Consider the following 26,776-nt stretch of genomic DNA (forward strand, 5'->3'; position numbering starts at 1 on the left):
CAACCGCCGGGTCGGGATTTCACGGGAGCGGACATGCTTCCCGCATTGGCCGAGCCGCTGCTGAGCCTCGCCAAGCGCGCCGAAAGCGAGAAGCGGCCGGATCCGCAGGAGCTGGCAGCGACTGCCCGCCTCCTTGTGGCCGAGTTCGAGAAAGAGGGACGCCGCAGGAACATTCCTCCTGACTGGCTCCTGGATGCTCGCGACGCGCTCGTCGCGCTGCTTGACGTGCGGGCTCGCAGCAATCCGGCGCTGCCGGCCAAGCGATGGGAACGTGCTCTTGCAGCCGCCCTTCCAATTGGCCACATGATTGGCGCCGATGGGCTCGCAGAACGCGCTGCCCAGGCCGCGAAAGGAGGCTTGGCGCGGCGCGATCTGGCCCGCTTTCTCGGGCATTGCAATGAGGCAGTGCAAGCCGCGCAGTCGAAGGCGGAGCAGCATAGAACGCGGGCAGACCGTGGACTCGTCTTGCTTGCGATTGTCCTTTTTTTCGCAATGCTCGTCGGCTGGGCTGGATGGGCGGAATGGCGGTTTCGCGAGCGGTTGTTGGCGCAATTGCCAGCCGTTGGAAGCGTTGTAGAAGCTGGCAAGGCCGCTACGCCGGCTGCGCGGGCGGCCCAACTCGATGCGTTCCTGGCGGCAGTCCAGCTTGTCGAGCAGGACGCGGGCCAGTCTCCGCTTGGCCTGATTCATCATATCGAGATGCTCGACCCGGCAGCGGCCGCACGTCGTCGCTATGGCGAGGCGGCCGAATCCCTTGTTGCCGAGCCACTCGCCGAGGCACTCGGTGTTGCGCTTGCCACCGAAGGCGAGGCCAATGCACTCTACGATTCCCTGCGCGCCTGGTCGATCCTGAAGGGCACTTCTGACTGGCAGCCTCGGTTTCTTGCTGGTTGGGTTGCCGACCGAGCCGAGGCCTTTCCCGAGCTTGCCTTGCTGGCCGAGCATGTCGCCGCCATGTCCGGGCCACAGCCGAGACTTCCATCTCCGGATCCCGAAACGGTCGCCCAGGCACGGCAGTTCGCTGCTGAAGGCTCGGCAAGCGAGCGCGCATTGCTTGAACTGACCCGTGCCGAAAAGGCCGCAGCACTTCCTGCCTGGTCTCTTTCCCAGGCAGTGCCAGGTCTCGAGACGATCCTGATCCACCGGTCAGGCGTACCGATCGGGCGCGGTATCGCCGGCCTCTATACGGAGGCTGGATGGAGCTACGCGCGGTCCGACGGTGCAAGCGAGGCGATCCGCAGGGCAAGGTCCGAGGCCGCTACTCTTATTGCCTCCAATGGCACGACGACCGAAGACGCGGTGATGGATCTGCTTCAAAAGCGTACGCTTGACGTATGGACGGAGTACCTGGGTGAGCTACGCGTCAGGCCGTTCACCGACCAGCCAACGGCGGTCGTGATCAGCGGTGCGCTAAGCGCACGCAACTCGCCGCTCTCGGCACTTATCCGTGAGGCCTGGCGCCAGTCGGGCGGGACGGATCGTGGCCGAAGCCACGCCAATCAGCTTCGGATCGCGGCGGCGTTGGGGCCGGCGATCCAGTTCGTCGAGCAGGGGCGGATGTCGGAAATCTCGCAACTTTTCGTATCGTTGAACGTCGCTCTTGCTGTTCTCGATGCAGATACACAGATTGGCAAGAAATCCCTCATGGACGCACAGGAGCGTGCGAACTCCATCGTTGCCTTGCAGCAAGCACCTCTTCTGGTCGTGCAAATCGTCGAGGATGTGATCTCCCAGACGGCTGCCCCGAGGGCCGCCGAACCTACGTTGGATCAGGCGCCGGACGTTGCAACGGATCATGTTGCAAAGGAGGTGCCGCAGCCCCAGCCCCAGCCCCAGCCCCAGTCTCAGTCCCAGTCACCTTGGGGTTCGCAGATTTCAGCCGCCTGCCGGGCCGCCGTGAATGGCCATTATCCGTTCTTCGATGGCCCTGACGCGGACATGGCCGAGGTCGCACGGATCTTCGCGCCGGAGGGCACGATCGAAAAGTATTTTCGGGCGCAACTGGCACATTTGATGGACACGTCGACGACACCGTGGCGTTGGAGACCGGAGGCGCGGCTTTCCGGCTATACACCGGAAAGCGCAGCATTCTTGCAGCGGGCAGTGGCCCTTGGGCAGGCTCTGTTCCAACAGGGAACACCGCCCAATGTCCCGATCGTGCTGGAGGCGCTCGCCCAACGAGGAGCTGCGACCGTCTCAATCGGCGGCGCTCATGCTCCGGTCGTCACTTCAGGGGAGGCAGTGACCTTGAAATGGCCAGGAGCGTCACCATCGCGCGGATTTGAGATATCCTTCGATAACGGCATTGCAGTCGACAAGAAGGGTGAAGCCGGACCGTGGGGCCTCCTGCGGTTCCTGGACGGATCACGGTTGCGGCCCCGCGACGCCGGCCGGCGGTTCCTGATCGATGTGCGCGCCAAGGGCGCGCGCGCCTATCTGCAGATGTCCTTCGCCGGGCCTGCCAATCCGGTGTCGGCGCGCTCGCTGATGCGCGGTCTGACCTGTCCGCTGACATTGTGAATTTCACTATCGTATCTTTCGCACGCGGGCGAAGCCTCGTGCGATTTGGAAGAGTGCGACCCCGTCGGGCCTACGCCACAAAATTCGTCTGGAAGATCGCTGAGCTCCCAGCGGTCAGAAGGATCGCGCCCGTTCGTTGTTCAAGCGATCAAAGGGACTTATCGGGGTCATCGATATTCGGAACTGACGGGGAGTGGTCCCAGTGCGCTCTTTGAAGGTTTCGTAAAACCGGCTGCTCGAGCCGAATCCGCAATCAAACGCAATTTGCAAGACTGACCGGTCCGTATCAGTGAGAAGTTGCATCGCCCGGGCGATGCGGTAACGGGTCAGATATTCGTTGACGGACATCCCGAGAACATCCCGAAACGCCCGGTTGGCGGTGGTCTCATGCATACCCGCGATCTTTGTGAGGTCCGGCACGCTGATTGCATTTGAAAACTGCGAATTGATCAGGTCGCTCAGTATCTCAACGTGCCGGACCGCGTGTCCCTTCGTGGTAGTGCCGACAGTATGTCGGGTCGAAGTCGCCGCGTCCGCATTATCCAATATCAATCGCCGAATTCGGACTTTCACCTCGTCCACAATCAATCTTTGCCGAACAGCATCAGCATTTTGCCATTCACGTTCCCACCGCGGAAAGGCGATCGCATCTGACCCATCCGATAGCTGATCTGCGAGAAATCTCCCCTGCATGATCAATCGTCTGGCGTCCTTGTCTATTGGCAGAGCCAGAAAATCAACGAGCGGAAGGTAAGCGCAAACAAGCGGCGCGTTATCGCTGACCAATATCGTCTGGTGCGGAATAGCGGCCCAGAAGAGAACCATTCTGCCCGCCTCAACCACTTCCTGTCGCCCATTGAAAAGGTAGGTCATTTGCCCTTCCAATAGCAGATTAATTTCCAAGTGGTCGTGCCAGTGAGCGGAGGCCATAGCGTCCGCGGTATGACACTCCACTAAAAAGGCGCCTCTGGAACCTGTCCATTCCCCGCGCTCACCTCTGCGTTTCATTAATATCTTTCGCGCTCGATTCTCGGAGTAAATTGGCATTTCGAAGGAGGAAATCCCTAATTTTAAAGCGCATTACGAAGCATGATCTGAAAGGAGATTGCAATGCCGAAGATTTGCCTCGTCGGTGCCGGCAGCACCGTTTTTGCTCAGAATATCCTTGGAGACGTGCTTTCATCGCAAGGCTGCGACTTCACGATCAGCCTGTTCGACATCGATCCAGAACGTTTAAAGACATCGGAAATTGTTGCGCGCCGGATTTGCGACGCCCTCAAACTCGTCGGGGTCAAAGTGGAGGCGACCCTGGACCGGCGAGTGGCGCTGAGCGGATCGGACTTCGTGATCCTGATGATGCAGGTTGGCGGCTATCGGCCAGCCACGGTTGCCGATTTCGAAATTCCAAAAAAGTATGGACTAAGGCAGACGATCGCCGACACACTTGGAGTTGGTGGCATCTTCCGAGGGCTGCGCACTATACCAGTGCTGGAAGCGATTTGCCGTGACATGCAAGAGGTCTGCCCGCAGGCAATCTTGATGCAATACGTAAATCCCATGGCCATCAACTGCTGGGCGATCAAGGAACTAGCCCCGGAAATCCGAAGTGTGGGTTTGTGCCATAGCGTCCAGCACACGGCCGGACACCTGGCGAAATGCCTCGGTGAAGACGTCGCAGACGTGAACTACGTTTCGGCCGGGATAAATCATGTCGCGTTCTTCCTGCGCTACGAGAAGGTTCATCAAGATGGGCGCCGTGAAGACTTATACCCGCGCCTCAAATCCCTGGCAGCTGAGGGGCGTGTTCCGGCGGATGACCGCGTTCGCTTCGACGTGCTCAAGCGGCTCGGTCACTTCGTAACAGAGTCGAGCGAGCATTTTTCCGAATACACATCCTGGTACATCAAGGAAGGAAGGGGCGATCTGGTTGATCAACTCAACATTCCTCTCGACGAATACATCCGTCGTTGTGAAGTTCAGATAGCTGATTGGCACGCACTGCGCAGGGGCCTTGAAGGCGACAAGCCGATCGAGGTTTGCCGGAGCAATGAGTATGCCGCAGGGATCATTCACGCGGCGACAACAGGCAGTCCAGCCCTGATTTATGGAAATGTTCCAAACAACGGACTGATAGAGAACCTGCCGAACGAGTGCATTGTCGAAGTGCCTTGCCATGTGGATCGCAATGGAATTCAGCCGATCAGGATAGGGCGGATACCCTCGCAGCTTGCGGCCGTCATGAGCCTGAGCGTTTCCGTTCAAAAGCTCACCGTTGAAGCCGCGCTGACAAAAAATCGAGATCGCATCTACCAGGCGGCCCTGCTTGATCCCCACACCTCCGCGGAACTCTCTCCCGATCAGATCTGGAGTCTTGTCAACGACTTGATCGAGGCACACGGAGACCTCCTGCCGACATATCACTGAATGGGATTCCCGCTCAGCGGCTGACCGTGCGCAGTTCCCGCTGCTCTGCTTTTCATCGCAAAAACATCAGAAACGATCAAAATTGTGATTGACTCTGATTAATTGCGGTGGGAGGGTGATTGATATTGTATCCTGGGAGATGTGAATGAGCCAACCAATCGGGGTTAAGGTCGATCGCCTGGATGCTATTCGCAGCCATTTGTATGCGAACGGATTTTCGACGATCCAGGCGCTGGCTGATGCAACCGGTTCATCGCTTGCGACCGTTCGGCGGGACCTCCAGATCCTTGAGGAAGAAGGTGCGATTGACCGGGTGCATGGGGGGGCCCGCATTGCCGAGGGATCGTCGGTAGAGATTGCATTTCAGGAGCGGGAAAAGCAGCACCTTTCGGCTAAGCGGGTCATCGCGACGGCCGCCTATGAATTGCTTCATCCGCGATCCGCAATCTTCCTCGATGCGGGCACTACCGTCCTTCAGCTTGCTCGCCTGATCCGCATTAATCCGTTGCCATTGAGGATCTTCACCAACGGCCTGACCGTCGCCCAGGAGTTCCTGAATATCCCGAACCTCGAAGTGGTCTTGCTTGGTGGCCAGTTACGGAGTGAAAACGCTTCGCTCGTGGGCCCCCAGGCCGAGGCGATGCTGGACGGCATATGGTTCGATCAGCTCTTCCTTGGTGTCAGCGCCATTAGTCCTGATGGCGCGATCTACAGCGTTGATAGCGCCGAGGCGAGCTTGAACCGCCACATGCTCGCCAGATCGGCAAATCGCTTCGTCCTCGCCGATTCCTCAAAGTTCGGGACAATGGCCACCTACAAGGTCGCGCCGCTGAATGTCGCACAGGTTATCACTGACTCCGGACTAGCGGTTCATTGGCGAGACGACCTCGCTAAGCTCGGCGTCGCGACCACGATCGCGGAGTTGGGGGGAAGGAATGAGTGACGAGTTTGTCCTGGGAATCGATGGCGGGGGCAGCAAGGTCCTGGTCGCGTTAGCTGACAGGTCCGGACGTATCGTGCAGTCGTCTCGCGGTCGCGGCGTTAACCCGATGGATAATCCAAATTGGCTGCGGGAACTGGAAGAGCAACTTGGCCCGTTCCTCAATCACCAAAACGTGGCCGCAGTGGCCGCGGCCCTGCCTGCGTTCGGGGAAGTTGCACGCCTGTCGGAACTGCAGCAGCAAGCCATTGACCGGCTGTTTCCAAACGCGCGCCGACACATCCTCAACGATGTCGATGCTGCCCACCTTGGTGCGTTCGCCGGAAGGCCCGGTATCCTTATCCTCTCGGGAACGGGGTCAATGGCGTGGGCGCGCAACGCCTCTGGCCAATCTGCACGGATCGGCGGTTGGGGCGATCAAATCGGAGACGAAGGTAGCAGTTACTGGATTGGCAGGAGCGCGCTGAGTGTAATCAGCAAGAGTCTGGATGGTCGCGCTCCCCCGACAGCACTTTCCAAGATTCTATTCGATGAATTGCAGATCGAAGCGGACGATCCGATGAATGCGCTGGGTGACTGGGTCACTTTGCTACCCAATCGAAGAGCAGGTATCGCAGCGATTTCCACATTGGTGGATAGGGCTGCTCGTTGTGGCGACGAGGCGGCGATCGGGCTGATCGAACAGGCCGCTGACGAGCTCGCCAGGCATCACAGTGCAATCTCTGGACATTGTGACAACGACGCATCGTGGACCTATGCCGGAGGCAGTTTCAATAGTGCGCTGCTCCTGGGATCTCTGGCGCGCCGAATAGGAAAGTCCCCAGTCCCCTCGAAGCTTCCCCCCATTGGTGGCGCGCTACTTGCCGCCGCCCAACTTCTCGACTGGTTCCCCGATGAGAGCTGGTTCGGGCAAGTCGCTGCCACCGCCGACAGCGTTGGCACGTCTGCGAATAAACTGAGCATTAAGAACAATGAAGGATGGGAACATGCATAAGTTTATCTTGCCATTACTCGCCTCGGCGGCCCTGGCGATCGTAACGCCAGCTCATGCCGATGAAGCCAAGCCACTCGCCGGCCAGTCCATTACGGTTTTGATGCCCTCTCCACAGGGCCCGAACATCGCGGCAGACTTCGAAGCTGAAACCGGAATCCACGTCGATCTCCAGACCCTTTCGTGGGACGACATTCGACCGAAGCTTGTCACTGCCTTGGTGGCGGGTACTGCGCCTGCTGACGTGACCGAATTCGACTGGTCGTGGACGGGGCAGTTCAGTGCCGCTGGCTGGTTCCTGCCTCTGAACGACGTGATTGATGCAGATACCGTGAAGGATATTGGCGTCGCGAAAATCTTCACGGTCGACGGAAAGCTTCTTGGCGTTCCTTATACCAACGACTTCCGCGTCATGCTTGTCAACAAGAAGCACTTCGCCGATGCGGGCATTACGGAAATGCCGAAGACGCTTGACGCATTGGTTTCGGTCGCCCGTAAAATCAAGGAAAAGGGCATCTCTGAATATCCGATCGGCCTTCCCGTCTCCGCGACGGAGGGCGCCTCGACCAGCTGGTACCTGTTGACGAAGGCCTTTGGTGGCGAACTCTTCGACAAGGATTTCAATCCACTTTTCACGAAGCCGGATTCGGCTGGCTACAAGGCGCTTGCCTTCGAATTGATGCTTCTGAAGGAAGGGCTGGTTGATCCGGCGTCGACCGGTCTGAAAGACAGTCAGATCAACGAAAGCATGTTCTCGCAGGGTCTCACCAGTATCATGATTTCCGGCGAGCCCGGTCGTCTCGGGCAAATGAATGATCCGAAGCAGTCGAAGGTTGCCGGTCAGGTAGAAGCAATCCTGGTGCCCACGGCAAGTGGTGAGACACGCAGTTTCGGTCTGCCGGAGGCGCTTGCTATACCGAACGTCTCTGCCAACAAGGATGCCGCCATCGCCTTCGTGAAGTGGTTTACCAGCAAGGACTTCCAAAAGAAGAATGTCGTGAATGGGTTTCTGCCAACACGCACTTCGGCCCTGTCGGAGCTCAACGATGCTGGAAAGCTGAACAGCGGAGCTGCACTTGTTGCGCAATCCAAGACAGTTGAGCCGCTGTTCCCGCAGGGAACGCCTCCATGGTACCCGCAGTTCTCAAGCGGCGTAAATACCGCGATCAATAGCGCAGCAAAGGGCCAGATGACTGTCGATCAAGCGGTGGCGGCGATCGCCGATGCCGCCAAGCAGGCCATGGCGCAATGACCGCTTTTGCATCGCAAGATGTGACCAGCAAGCGTGGGGTCGGCTTTAACGCCGACACCACACTCGGCCTGTTACTGGTGGCTCCGATTGCAATCACGATGGCCGCCCTGGTTTTCTACCCGATGGGTCGAACCGTGTGGGACAGCCTGCACAGGGTCAACCCCATGCAAGCAGGAACTCCGTTCGTGGGGTTGGAGAACTACACGCGGATGCTGTCAGACGCGCAGCTCGGAACGACGTGGGCAAACACGCTCATGTACGTCGTCCTTGCGGTGGCGGCGGAAACTGTCTTCGGCGTCCTTGCGGCGGCGCTGATCAACCAGGTGAAGGTGGGGCGCCAGTGGGTGCTGGCGGCCGTCATTCTTCCCTGGGCACTTCCCGGTGTCGTGAACTCGGTAATATGGCTTTGGATCTATCAGCCTGGTGCAGGCCTGCTCAACGGCATTCTGTCAGCGCTTGGCCTTCCGTTCGAAAATCATGTCTGGTTCAACGATCGCACAAGTGCCATCATCGCTGTGACCGTCGTTCACGTGTGGCGCATGATGCCATTGACGGTCGTGATTGTTCTCGCCGCGATGCAGAGCATACCCGCTCATCTTTACGAGGCTGCGCGCATCGACGGGGCCACTCGCCTGCAAATGTTTGGATTGGTCACGCTTCCGCTTGTTCGCAGCGCAATCGCCGTTGCCATGACCAACGCCACCGTTAACGCCTTCAATCTCTTCGATGAGGCTTGGGTACTCGCCGGTGCCAGCCTGGAAACCAGGCCGATTCTCGTCCAGATCTACCTCGAGACCTTTCAGAACCTGCGCTTCTCATACGGCATGGCACTTTCTGTGGTGATCACGCTTGTATCACTGCTCATCTCCCTCGTTTACGTCCTTCGGGTCTATCGCAACACACGGTTCGACTGATGAAGCCCACAATTCAGTACCGCATCATGATTTGGGTCGGCGTTGCAGCGCTGTTGCTCTGGTCCCTCGGACCGATTTACTGGACAGTTGCGAGTTCTGTGACGCCAACCGAAGACTTTTCGACCCGGCCGATCCGCTTCTTTCCACAGCACTTCACCCTCGATCACTATTCGAGGCTTCTCGGTATTAATATTGCCCGGATCGGTGGGGTCGAGGTCTTCAAACAATTCCGAGCCGCATTGATCAACAGCGTGGTGACGTCGGTGGCTGCCACCTTGCTCTGCGTGGCGGTGTCGGCGCTCGGAGCCTACGCGTTCACACGACTACAGTTTCCCGGTCGCAAAGTTCTCTTTGTGGCGGTTGTTGCGACCCTGGCGGTCCCTGCCTATGCCGTTCTGATCCCGCTTTACCAGATCATGATCAAACTGCATCTGGTTGATACATATGTCGGGGTTTCTTTGATCTATGTGTCTGCCTTTCTGCCCCTGTCGTTGTGGCTACTTCGCAGTGTCTTCGAAGCCCTTCCGATTGCGCTTGAAGAAGCAGCCCAACTCGATGGGGCAGGGCGACTCTACATTTTCTTCAACATCGTGTTGCCCCTTGCCGGCCCTGGATTGACGGCAGCGGCGATTTTGACCTTCCTTGGCGCGTGGGGACAGTATTTGGTGCCGCTGATCTTCTCGCCTCAGGCAACGAAGCCAATGACGGTGCTCATTCCCGAGTTCGTCACCAAGAACTTCATCGACTACGGCCTCATCACAGCAAGCGGATCGATTGCAATCGTCATCCCCGCTCTCGTCGTCATTTTCCTGAATCGTTACCTGGTCAGCGGCCTGCTGGCCGGCTCAGTCAAATAAATCGGAGTCCACATGAACACGACCGAGAAGGTTATTTTCGAACAGTTCCCCTACTGGGAAAAGGCTATTGGCGCCAACACGTCCGTAGAGGGTGCCGAGTTGTTGGTGTTCGTTGGCTGCGGCACGTCCTATAATCTCGCGCTCTCGCTCGCTGCGTATGCCAACATGTCAGGTCGCAAAGCCATAGCCGTGCCCGGCGCGGAATGGCAGAGCCGACCGTCCGCCTTCTGGCCTGATTGGCAAGCGACACACGTCATCGCCCTATCGCGCAGTGGCGAGACAACCGAGACCGTCGCAGCCGCAAAGGCAAGCCGCAAAGCTGGCGCCTTCGTGACGGCTATAACCGTAGAGGCTGAAAGTTCGCTCGCAAGGAACTGCGATCGGTTGGTGACATCCGAGACTCATCCGCAGGAGGGGATCGTCATGACGGTTTCGGCAAGTCTAATGGTCCTCCTCGGTATGCAGGCAATTGGGCAGCCAATCCCCGGCTCCATTGGCGCTTCCGCCCGCAAGCTCGCCAATGCACTCGATGCAGTCCTTCCGACAATTATTGCAGACCGATCGCATTTCGTCTTTCTCGGCGGCGGACCGTTGTTTGGTGTCGCTCTGGAAGGTGCGCTCAAACTCATGGAAATGAGCCAGACGATGACACAGGCGTTTCATCCGCTGGAGTATCGCCATGGCCCAATCAGTCTCGTCGACGAAAAGACCGCGGTGGTCATGCTTTACAGCTCAGACCAGAAGGAGGCTGAGGTGAAGCTGGTTGAGGAATTGAGGGAAAAGGGCGCGGCTGTCATCGGAATTGGCGGACCAGGAGACGTTGGGCTGCCCATTGACGTCGACCTTTCGCTAACAGGACTGATTGTTCTTCCAGCGTTGCAGATCCTCGGCGAGCGCGTCGCTCAGGCTCGCCAAATCGATACCGTTTCTCCCAGACACCTGACCAAAGTCGTGAAGCTCGCATGACACGGATCGAAGAAAACCGGCAGACCGCACTTGGAAAGCTTTTCGGAGGAAGATCGCTTCCTATTCCCCGCGGCATCACTTCGGTTTGCTCGGCGCATCCACTTGTCATCGAGGCCGCGCTTCGGCGCGCCGGGACCGAAGAGCAACCAGTTCTCATAGAAGCCACGTGCAATCAGGTAAACCAGGAGGGCGGCTATACCGGAATGACACCGGCGGGCTTTCGTCGATTTATCGAGGGCATCGCTACGGAACTGGATTTCCCGACTGAACGGATCATCCTTGGCGGCGATCATCTCGGCCCAAACCCCTGGAAATTCCTGGCGGCCGAAGAAGCCATGGCGCGCGCCGAGGCGATGGTCGTCGCTTATGTGGAGGCCGGGTTTGAGAAGATTCATCTAGACACATCGATGGGTTGCGCGGGTGAACCAATCGCTCTTCACGACGAGTTGACAGCTGCACGCGCCGCGCGGCTGGCCAAGGCAGCCGAGGAAGCTGCTCTTCGTTCAAATCGTCGTCCGCCGGTTTACATCATCGGAACTGAGGTACCACCACCCGGTGGAGCAACCCATGAAATCGCGGACATCGACATCACACGTTGTGACGCCGCTCTTAAGACTTTGAAGGTCCATCAGGAGTCCTTTGCGCAAGCAGGAATAGCTACGGCGATCGCTCGCGTTATCGGCATCGTGGTCCAACCCGGTGTCGAATTCGGCAATTCAAATGTTGTGCTCTACAAACCCGAACGAGCAAAGAGCCTGATTTCGGCCCTGGATGAAATGCCCGGGTTGCTGTTCGAAGCACATTCCACCGACTACCAGACAACCGAGGGCCTGGCTGCCCTTGTTGACGGCGGATTTGCTATCCTCAAGGTTGGGCCTGGTCTCACCTTTGCCCTTCGGGAGGCGTTGTATGGCCTCGATGCCATTGCCTCGACTACTTGCGGAGACCGCGAAACGACACTGGTCGAATCCATGGAATCCATCATGTTGGATCGGCCTTTGAATTGGGCGGGGCACTACGGTGGAACCGCCGAAGAAATAAAGCTTCAACGTCACTTCAGTTACAGCGATCGAATCCGCTATTACTGGCCAGATCCGCGAGCGAGCGCCGCGGTAGACGAGTTGTTCAGCCGTTTTCACGGCGATATCCCGCAGACCTTGATCAGCCAATACCTCGGCCGGGTCTACTCCGATGTCGTTTCAGAGCGGATCGGTGCGAGCGCTCGCGATTTGTGCCTGGCAGCGATCGATGCAGCGCTTGCCCCTTACTCAATGGCAACGAGCAGGTAACGATCAGTACCGACCCTCGAACGAGACGACTATCGAACAGAGATAACTGCCGGAGAACATGATGGCGTCAGTAACAGTCGCGAATGCCCGAAAGAGCTATGGTCATTTTGAAGTGCTGCACGGGGTGGATATTGATATCCAGGATGGCGAGTTCGTTATTCTTGTCGGTCCGTCCGGCTGCGGCAAATCAACCCTCCTGCGAATGATTGCAGGGCTTGAAGAGATCTCGGGCGGTAGGATCTCCATAGGCAGCAAGATCGTGAACAATGTCGCACCGAAAGAGCGCGATATCGCAATGGTGTTCCAATCCTATGCGCTTTACCCGCACTTGACCGTTGAAGCCAACATGGGGTTTTCGCTCAGGCTTGCGAAGGCCCCGAAGGAAGAAACAAGGAGACGTGTTCGGGAAGCGGCACAAATACTTGGTCTCGAGTCACTTCTGGAAAGATACCCTCGAAATCTCTCGGGTGGACAGCGGCAGCGTGTAGCGATGGGCCGCGCGATCGTGAGAAACCCGCAAGTCTTTCTGTTTGATGAGCCGTTGTCGAACTTGGACGCGAAGCTGCGCGTGCAGATGCGCTCCGAAATCAAGCAACTGCATCAGCGGCTAAAGACAACGACTATTTACGTGACCCACGATCAGATTGAAGCCATGACCATGGCCGACCGGATTGTAGTCATGCGCGACGGATCTGTTGAACAGATTGGCTCGCCACTCGATCTTTACGACTGCCCCGCAAACTTGTTCGTAGCCGGATTTATCGGCTCCCCGGGGATGAATTTTATTCACGGCAAAGTTAATTCATCGGGTCCGCTTGAGTTCATCGCTCGTGGTGGTGCAAAGCTGCCTTTGCCCGAAAATCTCAGTGTGAAGCCTGGATCCGACATCATTTACGGGGTTCGGCCCGAGCACCTCTCGATCGGTGCCGGTTCCGCTGCAAAGGTTATCCTGACTGAACCCACAGGGGCCGAAACGCAGCTCACGGCCAAGCTCGGTTCCGACAATGTCATCGTATCGGTAAGGGATCGACTTGACGTCCGTCCGGGCGATTCACTGCTGCTGGCACCAGACCTGGACAAGATCCATCTATTCGACGCCAGAACGGAAAAGCGCTTGCACTCAAACTAGACGGCGCTCTGCCGTTGGTATCGCGGACACCAAAAGGGAATAGCTGCATCCTGATCGGTGACGCTATCTTCACATTTCGATCGATTGTTGTTGCGTATTTGCCGGACATCGACAGGGGTGATGGTCGCGCCGTGTGATCATTTGAGCTCAATCGGACAGAAAACTGGGACAGTCCTATCGGACGCTCGCAGCTGAACGGGGCCGAGGCGTTAGGCGGAGCTCCGCAAGATGAGATCCGCATTGAGGAGTACCCGCTCTTTGTCAGAGGTGGCTGCGACTTCGCCGTCGAGGTCAATCATCTCGAACAAAAGCTTCGTTGCCAGTCTGCCGATCTCGTTAAAATTCTGGGCGACGGTCGTGATCGGTGGACACGCGTAGCGTGAAAGGGGATGATCGTCGTGGCCGGCGATTCTGAGATCGCTGTCTGCCGTTCGGCCGACCTTCAGTCCGCGCTGATAGGCAGCGGCTATAGCGCCAAAGGCGATGCGATCGTTTGCGCAAAGCACGGTCTTGGTTGGAAAACCGCCCCCGTCAATCCAGCGTAGCGCCTCCTCAAAACCGATGCGCTCGAAGTCCCAATCCGCCTTCTCGGAAAGGGGCAGGACGACGGGCTCCATCTGCAACTCGCGCATCGCTTCCACGTAGGCCGCTGCACGAGTTCGGGCATTGGTGTTGACTGGCGGCATTCCGAGGTAGCATGGGGGCTCCCCGGACCGACAAAGATAGTCGACGATAAGCTGAAAGCTCTTGCGGTTGTTGGTGCCGACAAAGGGCGAAATGTCATCAAGTGGAGAGTCGACGAAAACCAGTGGGATCGCGGCTGCAAGGGTCAGCAGTGTTTCCTGATGAGACTGAACACCAAGTGGCGCAATGATGGCACCGGCCACGTTCATCGACTTCAACGTCTCAATTGCCCGAGCTTCCAGCTCCGGGTTGCCGTCAGAGGAGAGAATGAAGGCCAGAAAGCCGCTGGCATTTGCGATAAATTCCACGCGCCGCGTCAAAGCCATGTAGAAGGGATCGGTTGAGTCCGGGATGATGATCCCGATGATGTTGCTGCGGCGACGGTTCAGATTGACAGCGAAGATGTTCGGGCGAAACCCGCTTTCCTTCAACGCCGCTTCGATGATGTTGCGGGTCTTGATGCGGACCGAGCTTGGATCGTTGAAATATTTGGATACCGTCGGGCGGGACAACCCGACATATTCGGAGAAATCCTCCATGGTCCTGATCGGTTTGCTTGTCAAAGCCGGTCCCACCCTCGTTCATGCTTAATCGATTTAAACTATAGGAACACTTCAAGCAGATGTCTGCCCGTCGCGCAACCGTCGCACTGGCTAGGCGCGGCAGGCCTCGAAGTAGTCATCCAGCACGTGATCGATTGCGGCGATAGTCAGATCTTGCGCCCGTGGCTTGACCTTGCCTGCGCGCACCCCAGCGTAGCTTGCCTGAAGGTACTGGCTGATCAGAGTCTCCGGAATATCAACGCCGTCGAGGAGCGTGAACATTGCAGTCACTGCGGCGTCGATCTCGGAATGGGGCCAGTAATAGCGGACGCGGTCCGAATAGCTGAAATGGCGCTGAATATGCCGGTCGGCCTCGGAGCCATGATAGTATTTTTCCCAGTTCTTCGGCTCGGCTGTGAGGACGCGCTCGATGGTGGCCACGAGCGTTTCCTTGCGCTTGCCGGCAAACAGGAACTCGGCGATCCGGTCCAGCCCGTAATAAGCTTCGCGCAGTGCAAAGGTCAGCCCCGGCCCGACCTTCAAGATGGCAAAGCCATCAAGCACGAGGCGACGCAGAGCATCTTGCGTCTGGTAGTCGGTCGAATGCGCCTCGAATACCAGACCCGGAAGATCGGATAGGGCGGCGCTAAGAGCTGCGGCTCGTTCCGGAACATAGGAAATGACGTTCTCGTTGCCAAACTCGACGCCGGGCTGCACGACTGCGCCGACAACACGGGAGAAGGCGTCCGGGACACCGGCCGCCTCAAAGGCATCCCGATGGACGCTGATCGTCTCGCGCGCAGCTTCCGGCTTCGTCACGTCCAGTACATCAAGCTCCTCCATCGCACCGCCAGGAATTGGAACCTCGGTGCCGACGATGTAGACCGGCTTGATGCCGTTGATGCCGTCCAATGCCTCTTCGGCAACGGCGGCAAGTCGGGCAGCGCGAGAAGCCGTGATTGCGTCGGGGAGGGCCACTGGCTCGCCGGCGCAGCCCATGCTGGTGTCCAGGTGCAGCTTGGTGAAGCCGGCCTTCGCATAGGCTTCGATCATCGTGCATGCCTTTGCCATTGCTTCGTCGGCTGGCAGATGTTTCCACGGATTGGGTCCGAGATGGTCGCCGCCGAGGATCAGCCTTCCAAGATCAAAGCCCGTTTTAGCGGCAATATTCTCGACGAAAGCGCGAAAGTTGGCGGGCGTCATTCCTGTATAGCCGCCGTCCTGGTTTACCTGGTTGCAGGTCGCTTCGACAAGCAGATGCACGCCGCGGCGCCGCGCATGCAGCATCGAGGCCTCGATGACGGCAGGATGGGCAGAACATACAGAGGGAATGCCCTTGACGCCGTCGCGTCCGCGCCACTTTGCGATATCGGATAGGTAGCTTTTCTGCATGTTACGCATTCCCTTGCGATTGGATGAGCGCGTCCAGTTCTGCGCGGGTCGAGGCGCCCTCCATCGGGCCTGCCTTGGTCACGGCGCGTGCACCGGACGCATTGGCGTAGCGCAGGACTGCTGCGGGTTCCAAGCCGGCGAGCCAGAAGGTCACGAAAGCTGCGCCGAAGCAGTCGCCGGCGCCGGTCGGATCGACCTCCTCGACCTTGTAGCCCGACTGATCGAGCCACGTATCCTTGTCGAAATAGCTGGCCCCCTTGTCGCCGCGCTTTATGACGATCGCCTTGATGCCCTTGGCAAGCAGTTCGGCCACGGCCTCCTTCTCTGTCTTGGCCTCGGCAAAAAGGAACAGCTCCTCGCCGCTCGGCATGAAGAGGTCGGTCTTTGCGAGCACGGCTTGCAGCGCCTCGCGCATGCCAGGCGCATCAAGTATTTCGGGCCGCAGGTTTGGATCGAAGGATACCGTTCCGCCAAGGGCCTTGACCCTTTCGGTCGCCGTCAGGATGCTCTTGACGACGCTCGGAGCATAGAGCGCCGTCCCCATCACATGCATGTGGGTGCAGGTATCGATGAGGGCGAGCGTGTTGTCCGACAACTCGATGGTGCCGCAGGCGCTGTGACGGATGTTGAAAACGAACGCCCGGCTCCCGTCCTCGCGATAGCGCACGAAAGCACTGCCTGTCGTGCCCTGCGGCACGATCTCGATACCGGAGATGTCGACGCCGTCTGCCTCTAGCCGGTCGATGTTGACCCAGCCGAAGTCGTCATCGCCGACGCGGGAAATGATCGCGCATTCCTGGCCGAGCTTACCGACCTGGTCGATGAAGATCGCTGGTGCGCCGGACGGAAAAGGTCCGATGAGTGGAACAGCCTCGCGGAAGCCATCGCCGCGTTGCGTAGCGATGATCTCGACGAGAATTTCGCCAATGGTAAGTATCTTGGACATGCCGGGTGCTTCCCTTTTCTTATTGCTTCGCCCGCTTCGCGCGCACGTCGAGATAGACGGCCACGAGAATGACCAGGCCCTTGACGATGAGCTGGTAGAAGTAGGGAACCGATAGCATGTTCATGCCGTTGTTGAGCACTCCGATGATGAGCGCGCCAATCAGCGTGCCGATCATGGTGCCGACCCCACCCGACAGGCTTGTGCCGCCAAGAACAGCCGCTGCGATTGCATCAAGCTCGTAGCTCATGCCTGCATTCGTCTGGGCAGAGAACAGGCGGGAGGAAAGCAGGATGCCACTGATCGCCGCCATGATCCCCGAGATCATGAAGATGACAATCTTCAGCCGGTCCACCTTGATGCCGGAATAAAGGGCCGCTTCGCGGTTACCGCCGGTCAAATAGGCACGGCGCCCGAAGGTCGTCTTCGACAAAAGGATGTGGTTGAAGACGAAAAGCACGGCAACGAACCAGATGACAAGGGGAATGCCGAGAAGGCTCTGGGTGCCAATCGCAGTCCAGCTCGGATCCATGATCATGGCTGGCGCGCCATTAGTCGGCAGGCTGACGAGGCCGCGATAGATGCCCATGGTCGCGACGGTCACGATGAAGGACGGCAAAAGAAATTTCGCCGTCAGCACGCCGTTCACGAAACCGAGAAACGCGCCGGCGAACAGCGTTAGCAAGACCGCTGGCACGAAGCCGAGGCCGAATAGAAAACATTGCGCGCCGACCATCCCGGCAACCGCGATGATGGAACCGATCGAAAGATCGATCTCGCCGAGAAGGATCACCCAGGTCATGCCGAAGGCCGCAATGGCGATCACAGCGACCTGCTGCAGCACATTCAGGAAGTTCGCCAGCGACATGAAGCGCTGGTTTGTGATCGAGAAGATCACGCAGAGAACGATCAGCGACAGGAAGATGCCGCCATATTGTTTCATTACGCGCATGAAGGCGGCGTTGGCCGCGAGCTTGTCATTCATGATAGGAATCCCGTCGCAAAGCTCATGATCTGTTCCGGCGTCATCTGGCTTTTGTCTGCGATCGCCGTCATGCGGCCTTCACTCATGACCACAGTTCGGTCGCTCATGCCGATGACTTCGGAAAGCTCGGAGGAGACAAGCAAGATTGCTGTGCCCTCCGCCGCCAGCTGGCGGATGATCTTGTAGATTTCAAATTTGGCACCGACGTCGACGCCGCGTGTTGGTTCATCAAGGATGAGAATTCTCGGCTTGGTCAAAAGCCACTTGGCGAGCACAATCTTTTGCTGGTTGCCGCCCGAAAGTGAGCCAGTTGTCGTCTCAAGCGAGGTGGTCTTGATCGCGAGCCTGCCGATTTCGCTGGCAGCGGCAAGCCGCTCTCGCCGGCGCGCTAGGAAGCCGAGCCGACCAGCAAACTCATCGAGCGCCGCCATCGATATGTTGCTTTCAACGCTGTGGCTGAGAACCAGGCCTTCCTCCTTGCGGTTCTCGGTGACGAAGCCGATGTGCCTGTTGATCGCGTCGACAGGCGAGGCAATTTTCACCTCCGCACCGTCAATGGCGATCGAGCCTGCCGATGAATGGTGCACGCCAAACAGCGTGTTCATCACCTCGGATCGTCCGGAGCCGATCAGGCCGAAGAAACCAAGAATCTCGCCGGGTCTGACATCGAAGGAAATGTCCTGAAACTCACCCTCGCGCGACAGACCCTTGACCGCAAGCACCGGCTTCACGTCGATTGCGGGCGCGGGCGCGGGCGCGGGCACGGCGCGGGGCGGATAGATCTCGTTCATGTCGCGACCGACCATCAGCGCGATCAGCTCGTCGATCGTCGTCTCGGTTTTGTCGCGGGTGGTGATATAGCTGCCGTCGCGAACAACCGTTATGTCGTCGCTCAACCGCATGATTTCCTCCATGCGGTGGGAGATGTAGATGATGGCGACGCCCTGCGACTTCAGGCGCGCGATGATCTCAAACAGGATCTCCGCCTCGCTGTCGCTGAGTGATGAGGTCGGTTCATCGAGAATGACGACCTTGGCGTTGATGCTGAGGCCCTTGGCGATCTCGACCAGCTGGCGTTGGGCGATCGACAGGTCCCCGACCTTATCGGTAACGGAGACCGGCAAGCCAAGTTCATTTACGAGCTCGGCGGCTTTGCGCACGAGCGCCTTGTCGTTGATGAAGCCGGCGCGTGTGGGCTCGCGCGTGGCGAGGATGTTTTCCGCGACAGTCAGGTTGTTGCAAAGGCTAAGTTCCTGAAAGACGATGGTTAGGCCGGCATGGGCCGCATCCTGGGGATTGGCGGGATGATAGGGCGCACCGTCGAGGACAATCGTACCCGACGTCGGCTGGTAAACCCCGGCAAGGATCTTCATCAACGTCGATTTGCCGGCTCCATTCTCGCCGAGGATGGTGTGTACGCGGCCGCGTCGCACGCTGAGCTGCATGTCCTTCAACGCCAAGACGGCGCCGAACACCTTGGTCACACCCTTGATTTCGAGGATTGTACTACCGCATGCGGCGTCCATGACGTCATCCTTCAGGTCGAGCGTTACGATGGCCCACGGCAAGGCGTGGGCCATCGGAAGTGAGCGGTCCTTTTCTCTGGAAAAGCCGTCTCGGGAGGAGGAGTGTTACTTCTTGACGTAGACGCCCGGGACGATCGGTTGGCTTTCCGGAACGGTTTCGCCGGCCTTCAATTTTACCGCGGTATCGACCGCGAGCTTGCCCATCTGGTCCGGGAACTGCTGGATCACGCCGACCATATCGGGATCGCTGTCGACCGCCTTGATTGCCTCAGGCATGCCATCAAAGCCGATCACCTTCACCTTGCCGGTCAGGCCTGCCGACTTGACAGCAACAGAAGCGGCAAGTGCCGCATCGTCGCCAAAGCCGAAAATGCCGTTGATGTCGGGATTGGCCTGAAGCATGTTCTGTGCGACGGCCAGCGCTTCTGCGCGGGTAATGCCGGTCTGAATTGAAACGATCTTGATGTCGGGATGCTTGGCAATGGCGTCCTTGAAACCGTTAACGCGATTCACGACAGACTGCACGAGCGGGTAGTCAATGATCGCGACATTGCCCTTGCCGCCCAGCTGCTCGGCCATGAGTTCGCCGGCCTTGACGCCGCCAGCATAGTTATCGGTGCCAATGTAGGAGGCGACCGTGGCGCCTTCGACGGGAACGTCGACAGTGACAACCTTGATGCCCGAGGTCTGCGCACGCATGACAGCGGCCAAAGCGCCCTTGCTGTCGACCGGCGACATGATGATTGTGTCGACACCCTTGACTATAAAGTCTTCGATGTCCGCCAGCTGTTTGTTGAGATCCTGGTTGGCGATGGCGATTTCGGCGTTGACGTTTTTTTCCTTGGCTTCGGCGGTAATCGCCTTTGCCAGCTCGTTGTAAAACGGATGCTGCTGCGTCAGCAGTGACACACCAATTCCGTCAGCATGCGCAGATGCGGCCGCAAGGGCAAAGGTTGCGCCGGCAAGCAGGGATTTTGCGAAAGAAGAAAGAGACATGATCCTCCCCAGTGTAACGAAGGCCGTTGAGCCACATCCGCGAGACGGGCCTCCTGTCGTCGGCGGATGGCGGGAGAGATACTTTCAAAATTAACGCGCGTCAACTTTAAAAGATACGCGCGATAAAATATGTACAAAGCTGCTCTCCTTGACAGCTTTCCGCGACATCACCTTGGCAACCACCTCGCGCCAATACATGGGATATCCATGAGTTGCAGCGGCACCGTCGCGTCACCACGGCAGTCGGGAGTTCGACATGCAGATATTGACGGCTTGTCATGCATGGAATGCTGACGATCCCGGCCTTATTGTTGTCGCAGGAGCAACACATGACGCTTGCCTGGCCCTCGAAATAGAGGCTGGTCAATACGCCTGGCGAAGTCGCCGAGGCCTTGCCGGCCGCCTGGCCAATCGACGATGGTGAAGACTACATCGTCGTCGTCAGGGGATGTCTGACATCAACGGAAATTCGTCCGCCAGCGATGCGCGCTCAGTCCTCATCCAGACGGCGACGGAATAGGGGATCTATGATGACCGTCGTTCGCTAAAGCTGCCGAAAATGCTTGGCAGCCCGACGTTTGGGACCATCACTTTCAAACTAAGGTGAGGTCGCAAGAGAGGCGTTGTATGGACCTCGATCCGAGTCGAGAATGATCAGGCGTCGATGACCATACGGTGCAGAAAGGCCCGGCGCCCTGTCCGGCAAATGCAGAGCCCAACTTAAAAGCCGCCTTGCCGAAACGCTCCCGATACCAGCTTGAAGTTCCGACGATCCGGACATTGGCAACGAGGCAGCGGACCGTGCGGACAGCGTGAAGCCAGACGTCGGACCTTCCCTGAGCAAAGGGAGGAACTTTCGTGTATTTTGCTCCGGTTCCGCGGCACCGATAGATGCCGTCTGAATTTGATCAATCGCTGCACCCACCGCCTCTTCCGGAGGCCGGAGATTCGGGATCGGAACGGCATACAAGGAAAGATCCGCGATTGGCGCCTGGCCGTTCGCCCGGGCAGTGACCGAATTTGGGCCTGCCTGGTGGGAAAGGGCCCTCTCGGCGCGGCTGGATGGGACTGGCACGAGTGCGACCTCAATGGGGCCGGCCGAAGGGCTCGCCTGGCCGGGTTCGACAGCATCTTCCTCGTCGGCTGTTGCAGCGTTCTCGATCGAGCCAGATTGAATGCGCTTGTTGTGGTTGGCGACAGCCTGGGCGTAGCCCGGAAGGGGTCTGCCGTCAGCCGGGACATGCATGGTGCGCCCATTCGGGAATATGCTTGCGAGTTCCTGCCGCGACATCCGCGGCCACGCCCTTACTCGACCGACGTCAAGGTGCACGAAGGGGGACCCGGAACGGGGATAGTATCCAACACCGCCGATCTGCAACTGCATGGCAAGCGCCCGCAATGTCTGCAGTTTCACACCAGGGATGTAGAAGTCCATCGCTTTGCCAAGCATATGCTGGCTTGTCTTTGCAACGCCGGAGCTTCGAGAACGCGAGCGCAGCATCTTGTTCGTCGTCGGAGATCTGTAAGCTGATACAACGTGGATATAGTCACGCGCACCGCTGCGATGATAAACCTCCCAGACGAGATCTAGCAGACGCGGATCCATCCGCGTGGGTTCGTTTTTCCGCCAGTCACGCAAAAAGCGATTGATCTGCGCGAGCCCTCTCGGATCAAATCTTCCGTCGCGTTTGAACGTGATCGTGGTTCGCTCTCCGGTGTGCGTAAAAAAGAGCTTCAAGGCACGATCCTCTGCCTCGGCGGTCATTCCTGATAGGAGAACGGCGAGTGTTGCGATCGCCGCTTGCCGAGCGCGTCTGGCGATTGACCATAGCGCTCTGCCGACAGCACCGAAGATGCACGGCGTCAACCGCCTTTCCGGATCATCAGACATGGCCAACCTCAACCCTTTGGCCTGGCAGGCGTGCAGACGGTTTGCAAAGCCAGGCATGCGAGAGGCAATTATGGTCAACAAAGTCCTAACAACCTGTTGACGCATCCAAGGGGATGCGCATTTTGCTGCATGCTTGGCGGGTAGAGGAAGTGACCCGGCGTGGAAGCTTACGCCTTATACCTTTCCAGCGCAGTCAGGTGCTGGACCGGCGGGTCGGCATCGTCCCAACGGTATATTTCAGTTCGCAGGAAGTGAAGTTCGTCTGCCAGAAGATCCTCGTCGACTTCGATCCACCAGGACTTCGGACGACCGTCGCTCCCGTCAGACCAACGATATCCCCGTGCTTTGAGGTGATCCTTCATGTCGAAAGGACTGTGTTCGGCAAACAGACGAGCGCGCGATCGCTCGGAGGCCCTGAGCAGTTCGGCGAAAGGCTTCTCAGCTTCCGCTTTCTGATGGTCGAGGACTTCCAGCAGCGCGAAGCAATCGTCAACGGCGCGATGGCCAACGTGGAAATAGCCTGCCTGACCGACAAGGTAGCCGAGCTTTGTGCCCTCGAAACCGCGCGCGCTCCAGTCGATCTCAGAGACCGAACACGCCCAGGCCTTGTCTTTGAAGTCCGGAGAAAACCTCTCACAGAAAGGGCGGTCAAAGCCGGCATTATGGGCAATGATGAGATCTGCCGGTTCGATAATCCGCCGCAACGACGCCATATCGATCTGTTGCCCCGCCACCATCTCGTCGGTGATCCCCGTCAGTTGGGTAATCCCCGGGGGAATCGCGGTTTGTGGCTGCTGCAGTCCAGAATAGACATCAACGATGTCCCCGATTTGGCCTTCGTCATCGAACGTGAAGCTTACCGCACCTATCTCGATGATCTCGTTCTTGCGGTGATCAAGGCCGGTCGTCTCGGTGTCGATGAGAACGCCCAGGCGTCCAAATTCCGGTCGGCGACGTGTGGGAGCGGAACGGGGAGCAAGCCTGCGTAACACGCGGTAGTCCCCGGTTGCCTCCAGGCATTCAACCATTTCCTCTGCACTCCAACCGATCGACTTCCGATCGGTTCGGCGAATACGCTCGATTTGCAGTTCGCTGGCCGCCAGCGTCGAAGCAAACATATCGAGTTGTTTTGTCATTCAGTCCTTCGTTCAGCTCAGCCGCATTTTAGAACGTGGCGCCGTCCCACATTACATCAATGCAAAGCCAGGTGTTTCTCGATGACGGACAGTATCCCCACCTTTTCTGCATGGAACGGGGTCACCTCCAGGGGGCACCGGGGCCCGTCCAATGGGATCGCGCCTGCGAATTCCCGTGCTCATCGTATGCAACCAGCTTCGGTCCGTCCTTGAGCGAAATTCGGTGAACTCCGGCATTCATCACATTCGCGCCCGGCCAGATCCAGTTACTCTTGACCTTTTCCGGGCGATCAGCCGGAGCGACCAGAATGTTGACGGTCCGACAGATCGTCAACAGGTTACGCGCTTTGCAATCGGCGTGATTACGTCCTCCAGCAACAGAATGAACGGCCATTTCGATCACAGCATTTAAATCTCAGCGTCTGTGCCAACGCAGTTCATCGCTCCTACTCCGGCGCCATATGTCGGGACCGTGCAGTACTGTTTTCTCGATAGATAGCTCGTGTTGGTTCCCGTCTCGGCGCAGCCGTTTGTCTCGACCCGCAAATCTGCGAGTTCAAATCTCTGTCACCTCCGTTCACGCTGATTGCGTAACCCAAATTGCGGAGGATTTTGATCATGCAGGCAGTCGCACTCAGTCAACCCCGAACATCCCGTGACCTAGATCTCCTTGAACAAATGTATCGGCTGCGCGCCCGTGTCTTTGCGCAGCGCTTAGGCTGGGTCGCGTGTAAGGGCGAGCGCGAGTGCGACGAATTCGACGCTCTTGAGCCGACCTACATTCTGGCAATCGATGAGCAAAGCAATGTCGTTGGCTGCGCGCGCCTTCTCCCTGCCTGTGGCCCAACGATGCTGCAAACTCTATTTTCATGCTTGCTTGGGGGTGGTGACACGTTCCGCCCTCATGCGTCCATGATCGAAAGCTCGCGCTTCTGTGTCGACATCGACCATTGTCACGGAATGGAGGGGCGTCCGCTGCATCTGGCGACCCGGACCATGTTTGCCGCAATTGCGGAATGGTCCTTTCTCAACGGCTACAACGAGATCGTCACAGTAACCGATGTCCGGCTCGAGCGACTTCTCAATCGCTCCGGTTGGCCGATGAGACGTCTGGGAGAACTTCGCCTCATCAACGAAACGCCAAGTGTTGCGGGTGTTCTCGCCGCCGACCAGGCAACCTTCGAGCGGATCTGTCCTGCCGACTACCATTCTGAATTCGTCGAAAGGGTGAAGGTGGCGTAAGGCAGACATTGGATCGGCGTCCGGAGCATCCGCACTTGAGGGATGTATTCATCTCGCCATCAAGAGACGCCAAAGGACTGTTCGGCCGCGGTGGCCGAACAGGTTCTTCGATAGGAACTGTCAGATCAAACCCAGTTGCAGCGCCAGGGAAAGTGCCTGTTTCAGGTTCTTTACGTTGAGTTTCGCGCGGATGTTGTCGAGATCCCAGCGAACGGTGTGGTAGTTCAAGCCAAGGATCTCGGCGATGTCCTGCATCGACTTCCCCGCGGCTATCCATCCCAAGCACAGCGCCTCGCGGTCGGACAATCCTGGCTGACGCTGGGTTGTCGGACAATTCGTCGAGACGAGACGCGAATGCAGAAACGTCGCCGAGGTTGCGGCGACGGCGCATTCGGTTTCGCAGAATTCTCTTGGACGCAAATTTTGAGAGGAAGCCAGGGTCAGCATTGCAACCTGCCCGTAGCATACGCGTATCGGCACAGTCACCCCTGCGCGAATGCCGAACTGCGACGCCGCGTCCCAGAAACCGCGCTCGTCTTTCGTCGCCCGTCGTCGTTGCTCATCGACGCACCACTGAAACGCCCGCATCATCCGTTTGCCCATAGTGACGACGGGATCCAGCGCCATGTATGAGCGGCCGAAATACATCGCCTGCCAGTCCTGCGGATAGTTCGATACGGCAAAGCTCCTGGCGCTTACGGCGTCGAGATTGAGATATGCGAAGCGCTCGAAACCATGCTTGGTGGTGATCCTCGCAACGGCGGCGCGAAGCGAATCCTCCGTGGACGTTGTCGCGGTCGAATCGATCATTTCGTGAAAAAGAGTACGCATATTCATAGCCGATAAGCTCCCCCAGGATGCGCAAAGCTCCATGTGGACGCTGATGTCGACGACCACCCTTGCGCAATTCAATGAACCCCGTCGTCGCCTGCGCGACGCCAACCCAGCTTTCAGCCCGTCCATGACGATCAGGCGTGCATACGATTAGTTGCATGGTTCTCGCGCATCAATTGGAACGGTGTCCGGAAACAAAACTTAATAGTTCGCGGACATGGCCTAGCCCGCCATCACGTCGGCCGTGAAAACATATCCTCCAAGTCTCACTGTCTTGAGCAGGCGAGGGTTCGGCGGATCGTGTTCTATCTTTTGACGCAGACGGCTGATGTGGACGTCGATGCTGCGCGTCACGGGTCCTGCAACACCGGCATGCGTCGATGTCAGCAACTCTTCGCGTCGCATCAGCCTTCCCGGGTTCCGGCACAGTGCCAGCAGCAGATCGAATTCTGCAGAGGTGAGATCAACGATCTGGCAGTCCGGACCCCAAAGCTGGCGTTCAAGAACGCTGAGACGAAAGCCGGCGAAGGTGAATGCTAGCGGTTGCCGATGTGTGGGAATGCGGGCGTGTGAGGCACGTCTCAGAAGGTTGTTGATCCTGGCGACAAATTCAGGGATCGAGACGGGAGGTGACATGCAATCATCGGCCCCGGCTTCTAGCGCCAACACGATCAGATCCGCCTTGAAGGGCTCCACAATAAGGAAGATCGGGATGGCGCTGCTGGTCCTGATTTGCCGACAGAAGTCGATTGCTTCGTTTGGCGATGAAACGGCATCGACGATCACCGCGTCATATTGCGATCGATAGAGATGCCTTCGCAGTTGAAGGATGGAGTGTACCACCGACACAGCCATCGCCTCCTTTTCGATTGCAGCAATGATTGGATGAGCATCCGTGCCGCCGTTATCCGCAAAGATGATCTTCGCTTGAATGAGTTCTCTCCGCCTGCCCTTATGGATTGAATGCCATGTCGGAAGCGTATGACAGGTCCGACGATAATCCCTCTAAGGTTGCGGTCAATATTTACTCTTGCCAACTCGCATAATTGCTAATCCCGCCTTCTCAGGCATTTCGATTTAATCTTTAAAGGCAATTTGCAACCTTTGCGTGTTACTTATGTCGAGAAGACTAAACTCAAGATGATCGGCACTATCACTCGATGGGCTCATTCGTTGGGGCCGTGCCTTTGGCGGTGCCGTCCAGCTGCGGCTGAGCCTTGCGTCCTTTACAGGAGAGGTTGCGACAGGTCAGGCAGGGTAGGGGTTTTGCTGCCACATGGGGATCATTGCAGTGCTCCTCATCCTCCAGTCTGCTTTCTTCCG

General features: G+C 58.0%; 22 protein-coding genes. 11 read left to right on the plus strand and 11 right to left on the minus strand.

Annotated elements, in window-relative coordinates; genetic code table 11:
* Positions 1-33: 33 nt before the first annotated feature.
* Positions 34-2,520 (plus strand): ImcF-related family protein, encoded by a 2,487-nt coding sequence (locus AF71_RS07920; protein WP_169680804.1) that lies wholly within the window; start codon positions 34-36, stop codon positions 2,518-2,520.
* Positions 2,521-2,634: 114 nt separating this feature from the next.
* Here AF71_RS07920 and AF71_RS07925 read toward each other — a convergent pair whose 3' ends face one another.
* Positions 2,635-3,528, minus strand: a complete 894-nt coding sequence (locus AF71_RS07925; protein ID WP_169680806.1) for a helix-turn-helix domain-containing protein — start codon at positions 3,526-3,528, stop codon at positions 2,635-2,637.
* Positions 3,529-3,630: 102 nt separating this feature from the next.
* Between AF71_RS07925 and AF71_RS07930 the strand changes: the two genes are divergently transcribed.
* The 9 genes from AF71_RS07930 to ugpC all read left to right on the plus strand — a co-directional run bounded on the left by AF71_RS07930 (position 3,631) and on the right by ugpC (position 13,282).
* Positions 3,631-4,944 carry an alpha-glucosidase/alpha-galactosidase gene (locus AF71_RS07930; protein WP_169680808.1) on the plus strand — a complete coding sequence of 438 codons (1,314 nt, stop codon included), beginning with the start codon at positions 3,631-3,633 and terminating at the stop codon, positions 4,942-4,944.
* A 145-nt stretch (positions 4,945-5,089) separates the two neighbouring features.
* Positions 5,090-5,887 carry a DeoR/GlpR family DNA-binding transcription regulator gene (locus AF71_RS07935; RefSeq protein ID WP_025659174.1) on the plus strand — a complete coding sequence of 266 codons (798 nt, stop codon included), beginning with the start codon at positions 5,090-5,092 and terminating at the stop codon, positions 5,885-5,887.
* Positions 5,880-6,878 (plus strand): BadF/BadG/BcrA/BcrD ATPase family protein, encoded by a 999-nt coding sequence (locus tag AF71_RS07940; RefSeq protein ID WP_169680810.1) that lies wholly within the window; start codon positions 5,880-5,882, stop codon positions 6,876-6,878. Before AF71_RS07935 ends, AF71_RS07940 begins: the two co-directional genes overlap by 8 nt.
* A complete protein-coding gene (locus AF71_RS07945) occupies positions 6,871-8,127 on the plus strand; it encodes a sugar ABC transporter substrate-binding protein (RefSeq protein ID WP_169680812.1) in 1,257 nt (418 codons plus the stop codon). Before AF71_RS07940 ends, AF71_RS07945 begins: the two co-directional genes overlap by 8 nt.
* A complete protein-coding gene (locus AF71_RS07950; RefSeq protein ID WP_025659171.1) occupies positions 8,124-9,041 on the plus strand; it encodes a sugar ABC transporter permease in 918 nt (305 codons plus the stop codon). Before AF71_RS07945 ends, AF71_RS07950 begins: the two co-directional genes overlap by 4 nt.
* Positions 9,041-9,898: a carbohydrate ABC transporter permease gene (locus AF71_RS07955; protein ID WP_037215255.1), complete on the plus strand. Its 858-nt coding sequence runs from the start codon at positions 9,041-9,043 to the stop codon at positions 9,896-9,898. Before AF71_RS07950 ends, AF71_RS07955 begins: the two co-directional genes overlap by 1 nt.
* Positions 9,899-9,910: 12 nt before the next feature.
* Positions 9,911-10,864, plus strand: a complete 954-nt coding sequence (locus AF71_RS07960) for an SIS domain-containing protein (RefSeq protein ID WP_025659169.1) — start codon at positions 9,911-9,913, stop codon at positions 10,862-10,864.
* Complete coding sequence (locus tag AF71_RS07965; RefSeq protein WP_169680814.1) at positions 10,861-12,153, plus strand: D-tagatose-bisphosphate aldolase, class II, non-catalytic subunit; 1,293 nt, start codon at positions 10,861-10,863, stop codon at positions 12,151-12,153. Before AF71_RS07960 ends, AF71_RS07965 begins: the two co-directional genes overlap by 4 nt.
* Positions 12,154-12,214: 61 nt before the next feature.
* The gene (ugpC, locus tag AF71_RS07970) at positions 12,215-13,282 is read left to right on the plus strand and encodes a sn-glycerol-3-phosphate ABC transporter ATP-binding protein UgpC (protein WP_169680816.1); all 1,068 of its coding nucleotides are present in this window, start codon (positions 12,215-12,217) and stop codon (positions 13,280-13,282) included.
* Positions 13,283-13,491: 209 nt separating this feature from the next.
* Here the strand turns inward: ugpC and AF71_RS07975 are convergent, their stop codons facing one another.
* The 8 genes from AF71_RS07975 to AF71_RS08010 all read right to left on the minus strand — a co-directional run bounded on the left by AF71_RS07975 (position 13,492) and on the right by AF71_RS08010 (position 23,377).
* Positions 13,492-14,505, minus strand: a complete 1,014-nt coding sequence (locus AF71_RS07975; RefSeq protein WP_025659166.1) for a LacI family DNA-binding transcriptional regulator — start codon at positions 14,503-14,505, stop codon at positions 13,492-13,494.
* Between the two features lie 114 nt (positions 14,506-14,619).
* The gene (locus AF71_RS07980; RefSeq protein ID WP_025659165.1) at positions 14,620-15,900 is read right to left on the minus strand and encodes a D-tagatose-bisphosphate aldolase, class II, non-catalytic subunit; all 1,281 of its coding nucleotides are present in this window, start codon (positions 15,898-15,900) and stop codon (positions 14,620-14,622) included.
* 1 nt (position 15,901) lies between these two features.
* On the minus strand, positions 15,902-16,846 hold the full coding sequence (locus AF71_RS07985) for a sugar kinase (RefSeq protein WP_025659164.1): 945 nt from the start codon (positions 16,844-16,846) through the stop codon (positions 15,902-15,904).
* 19 nt (positions 16,847-16,865) lie between these two features.
* Positions 16,866-17,828, minus strand: coding sequence for an ABC transporter permease (locus tag AF71_RS07990; RefSeq protein ID WP_025659163.1), 963 nt, complete (start codon positions 17,826-17,828; stop codon positions 16,866-16,868).
* Positions 17,825-19,354, minus strand: a complete 1,530-nt coding sequence (locus AF71_RS07995) for a sugar ABC transporter ATP-binding protein (protein WP_169680998.1) — start codon at positions 19,352-19,354, stop codon at positions 17,825-17,827. Before AF71_RS07995 ends, AF71_RS07990 begins: the two co-directional genes overlap by 4 nt.
* Before the next feature lie 105 nt (positions 19,355-19,459).
* Positions 19,460-20,350 carry a substrate-binding domain-containing protein gene (locus AF71_RS08000; protein ID WP_169680818.1) on the minus strand — a complete coding sequence of 297 codons (891 nt, stop codon included), beginning with the start codon at positions 20,348-20,350 and terminating at the stop codon, positions 19,460-19,462.
* A 598-nt stretch (positions 20,351-20,948) separates the two neighbouring features.
* Complete coding sequence (locus tag AF71_RS08005) at positions 20,949-22,241, minus strand: DUF882 domain-containing protein (protein ID WP_169680820.1); 1,293 nt, start codon at positions 22,239-22,241, stop codon at positions 20,949-20,951.
* A gap of 167 nt (positions 22,242-22,408) precedes the next feature.
* Positions 22,409-23,377 carry a 3'-5' exonuclease gene (locus AF71_RS08010; protein WP_018856388.1) on the minus strand — a complete coding sequence of 323 codons (969 nt, stop codon included), beginning with the start codon at positions 23,375-23,377 and terminating at the stop codon, positions 22,409-22,411.
* Between the two features lie 618 nt (positions 23,378-23,995).
* On the opposite strand from AF71_RS08010, the gene AF71_RS08020 reads away from it, so the two are divergent.
* Entirely contained in the window at positions 23,996-24,619 is a 624-nt protein-coding gene (locus AF71_RS08020) for an acyl-homoserine-lactone synthase (protein ID WP_026371687.1), read from the plus strand.
* 120 nt (positions 24,620-24,739) lie between these two features.
* Here the strand turns inward: AF71_RS08020 and AF71_RS08025 are convergent, their stop codons facing one another.
* Together AF71_RS08025 and AF71_RS08030 are read right to left on the minus strand one after the other, a co-directional pair.
* Positions 24,740-25,456 (minus strand): autoinducer binding domain-containing protein, encoded by a 717-nt coding sequence (locus AF71_RS08025; RefSeq protein WP_018856392.1) that lies wholly within the window; start codon positions 25,454-25,456, stop codon positions 24,740-24,742.
* A 219-nt stretch (positions 25,457-25,675) separates the two neighbouring features.
* Positions 25,676-26,308, minus strand: coding sequence for a response regulator transcription factor (locus AF71_RS08030; protein WP_169680824.1), 633 nt, complete (start codon positions 26,306-26,308; stop codon positions 25,676-25,678).
* Between the last annotated feature and the right edge of the window lie 468 nt (positions 26,309-26,776).

The sequence above is a fragment of the Rhizobium sp. 57MFTsu3.2 genome (genome assembly GCF_012932765.1).
GTDB lineage: Bacteria > Pseudomonadota > Alphaproteobacteria > Rhizobiales > Rhizobiaceae > Rhizobium > Rhizobium altiplani.

Coding starts and splice junctions, on each gene's coding strand:
- ugpC (WP_169680816.1), top strand. CDS start 12,215: ATGGCGTCAGTAACAGTCGCGAATGCCCGAAAGAGCTATGGTCATTTT.
- AF71_RS07975 (WP_025659166.1), bottom strand. CDS start 14,505: ATGGAGGATTTCTCCGAATATGTCGGGTTGTCCCGCCCGACGGTATCC.
- AF71_RS08020 (WP_026371687.1), top strand. CDS start 23,996: ATGCAGGCAGTCGCACTCAGTCAACCCCGAACATCCCGTGACCTAGAT.
- AF71_RS08000 (WP_169680818.1), bottom strand. CDS start 20,350: ATGTCTCTTTCTTCTTTCGCAAAATCCCTGCTTGCCGGCGCAACCTTT.
- AF71_RS07990 (WP_025659163.1), bottom strand. CDS start 17,828: ATGAATGACAAGCTCGCGGCCAACGCCGCCTTCATGCGCGTAATGAAA.
- AF71_RS07940 (WP_169680810.1), top strand. CDS start 5,880: ATGAGTGACGAGTTTGTCCTGGGAATCGATGGCGGGGGCAGCAAGGTC.
- AF71_RS07945 (WP_169680812.1), top strand. CDS start 6,871: ATGCATAAGTTTATCTTGCCATTACTCGCCTCGGCGGCCCTGGCGATC.
- AF71_RS07935 (WP_025659174.1), top strand. CDS start 5,090: ATGAGCCAACCAATCGGGGTTAAGGTCGATCGCCTGGATGCTATTCGC.
- AF71_RS07920 (WP_169680804.1), top strand. CDS start 34: ATGCTTCCCGCATTGGCCGAGCCGCTGCTGAGCCTCGCCAAGCGCGCC.
- AF71_RS07950 (WP_025659171.1), top strand. CDS start 8,124: ATGACCGCTTTTGCATCGCAAGATGTGACCAGCAAGCGTGGGGTCGGC.
- AF71_RS07995 (WP_169680998.1), bottom strand. CDS start 19,354: ATGGACGCCGCATGCGGTAGTACAATCCTCGAAATCAAGGGTGTGACC.
- AF71_RS07985 (WP_025659164.1), bottom strand. CDS start 16,846: ATGTCCAAGATACTTACCATTGGCGAAATTCTCGTCGAGATCATCGCT.
- AF71_RS08010 (WP_018856388.1), bottom strand. CDS start 23,377: ATGACAAAACAACTCGATATGTTTGCTTCGACGCTGGCGGCCAGCGAA.
- AF71_RS08025 (WP_018856392.1), bottom strand. CDS start 25,456: ATGAATATGCGTACTCTTTTTCACGAAATGATCGATTCGACCGCGACA.
- AF71_RS07925 (WP_169680806.1), bottom strand. CDS start 3,528: ATGAAACGCAGAGGTGAGCGCGGGGAATGGACAGGTTCCAGAGGCGCC.
- AF71_RS07955 (WP_037215255.1), top strand. CDS start 9,041: ATGAAGCCCACAATTCAGTACCGCATCATGATTTGGGTCGGCGTTGCA.
- AF71_RS08030 (WP_169680824.1), bottom strand. CDS start 26,308: ATGGCTGTGTCGGTGGTACACTCCATCCTTCAACTGCGAAGGCATCTC.
- AF71_RS07965 (WP_169680814.1), top strand. CDS start 10,861: ATGACACGGATCGAAGAAAACCGGCAGACCGCACTTGGAAAGCTTTTC.
- AF71_RS07960 (WP_025659169.1), top strand. CDS start 9,911: ATGAACACGACCGAGAAGGTTATTTTCGAACAGTTCCCCTACTGGGAA.
- AF71_RS07980 (WP_025659165.1), bottom strand. CDS start 15,900: ATGCAGAAAAGCTACCTATCCGATATCGCAAAGTGGCGCGGACGCGAC.
- AF71_RS07930 (WP_169680808.1), top strand. CDS start 3,631: ATGCCGAAGATTTGCCTCGTCGGTGCCGGCAGCACCGTTTTTGCTCAG.
- AF71_RS08005 (WP_169680820.1), bottom strand. CDS start 22,241: ATGTCTGATGATCCGGAAAGGCGGTTGACGCCGTGCATCTTCGGTGCT.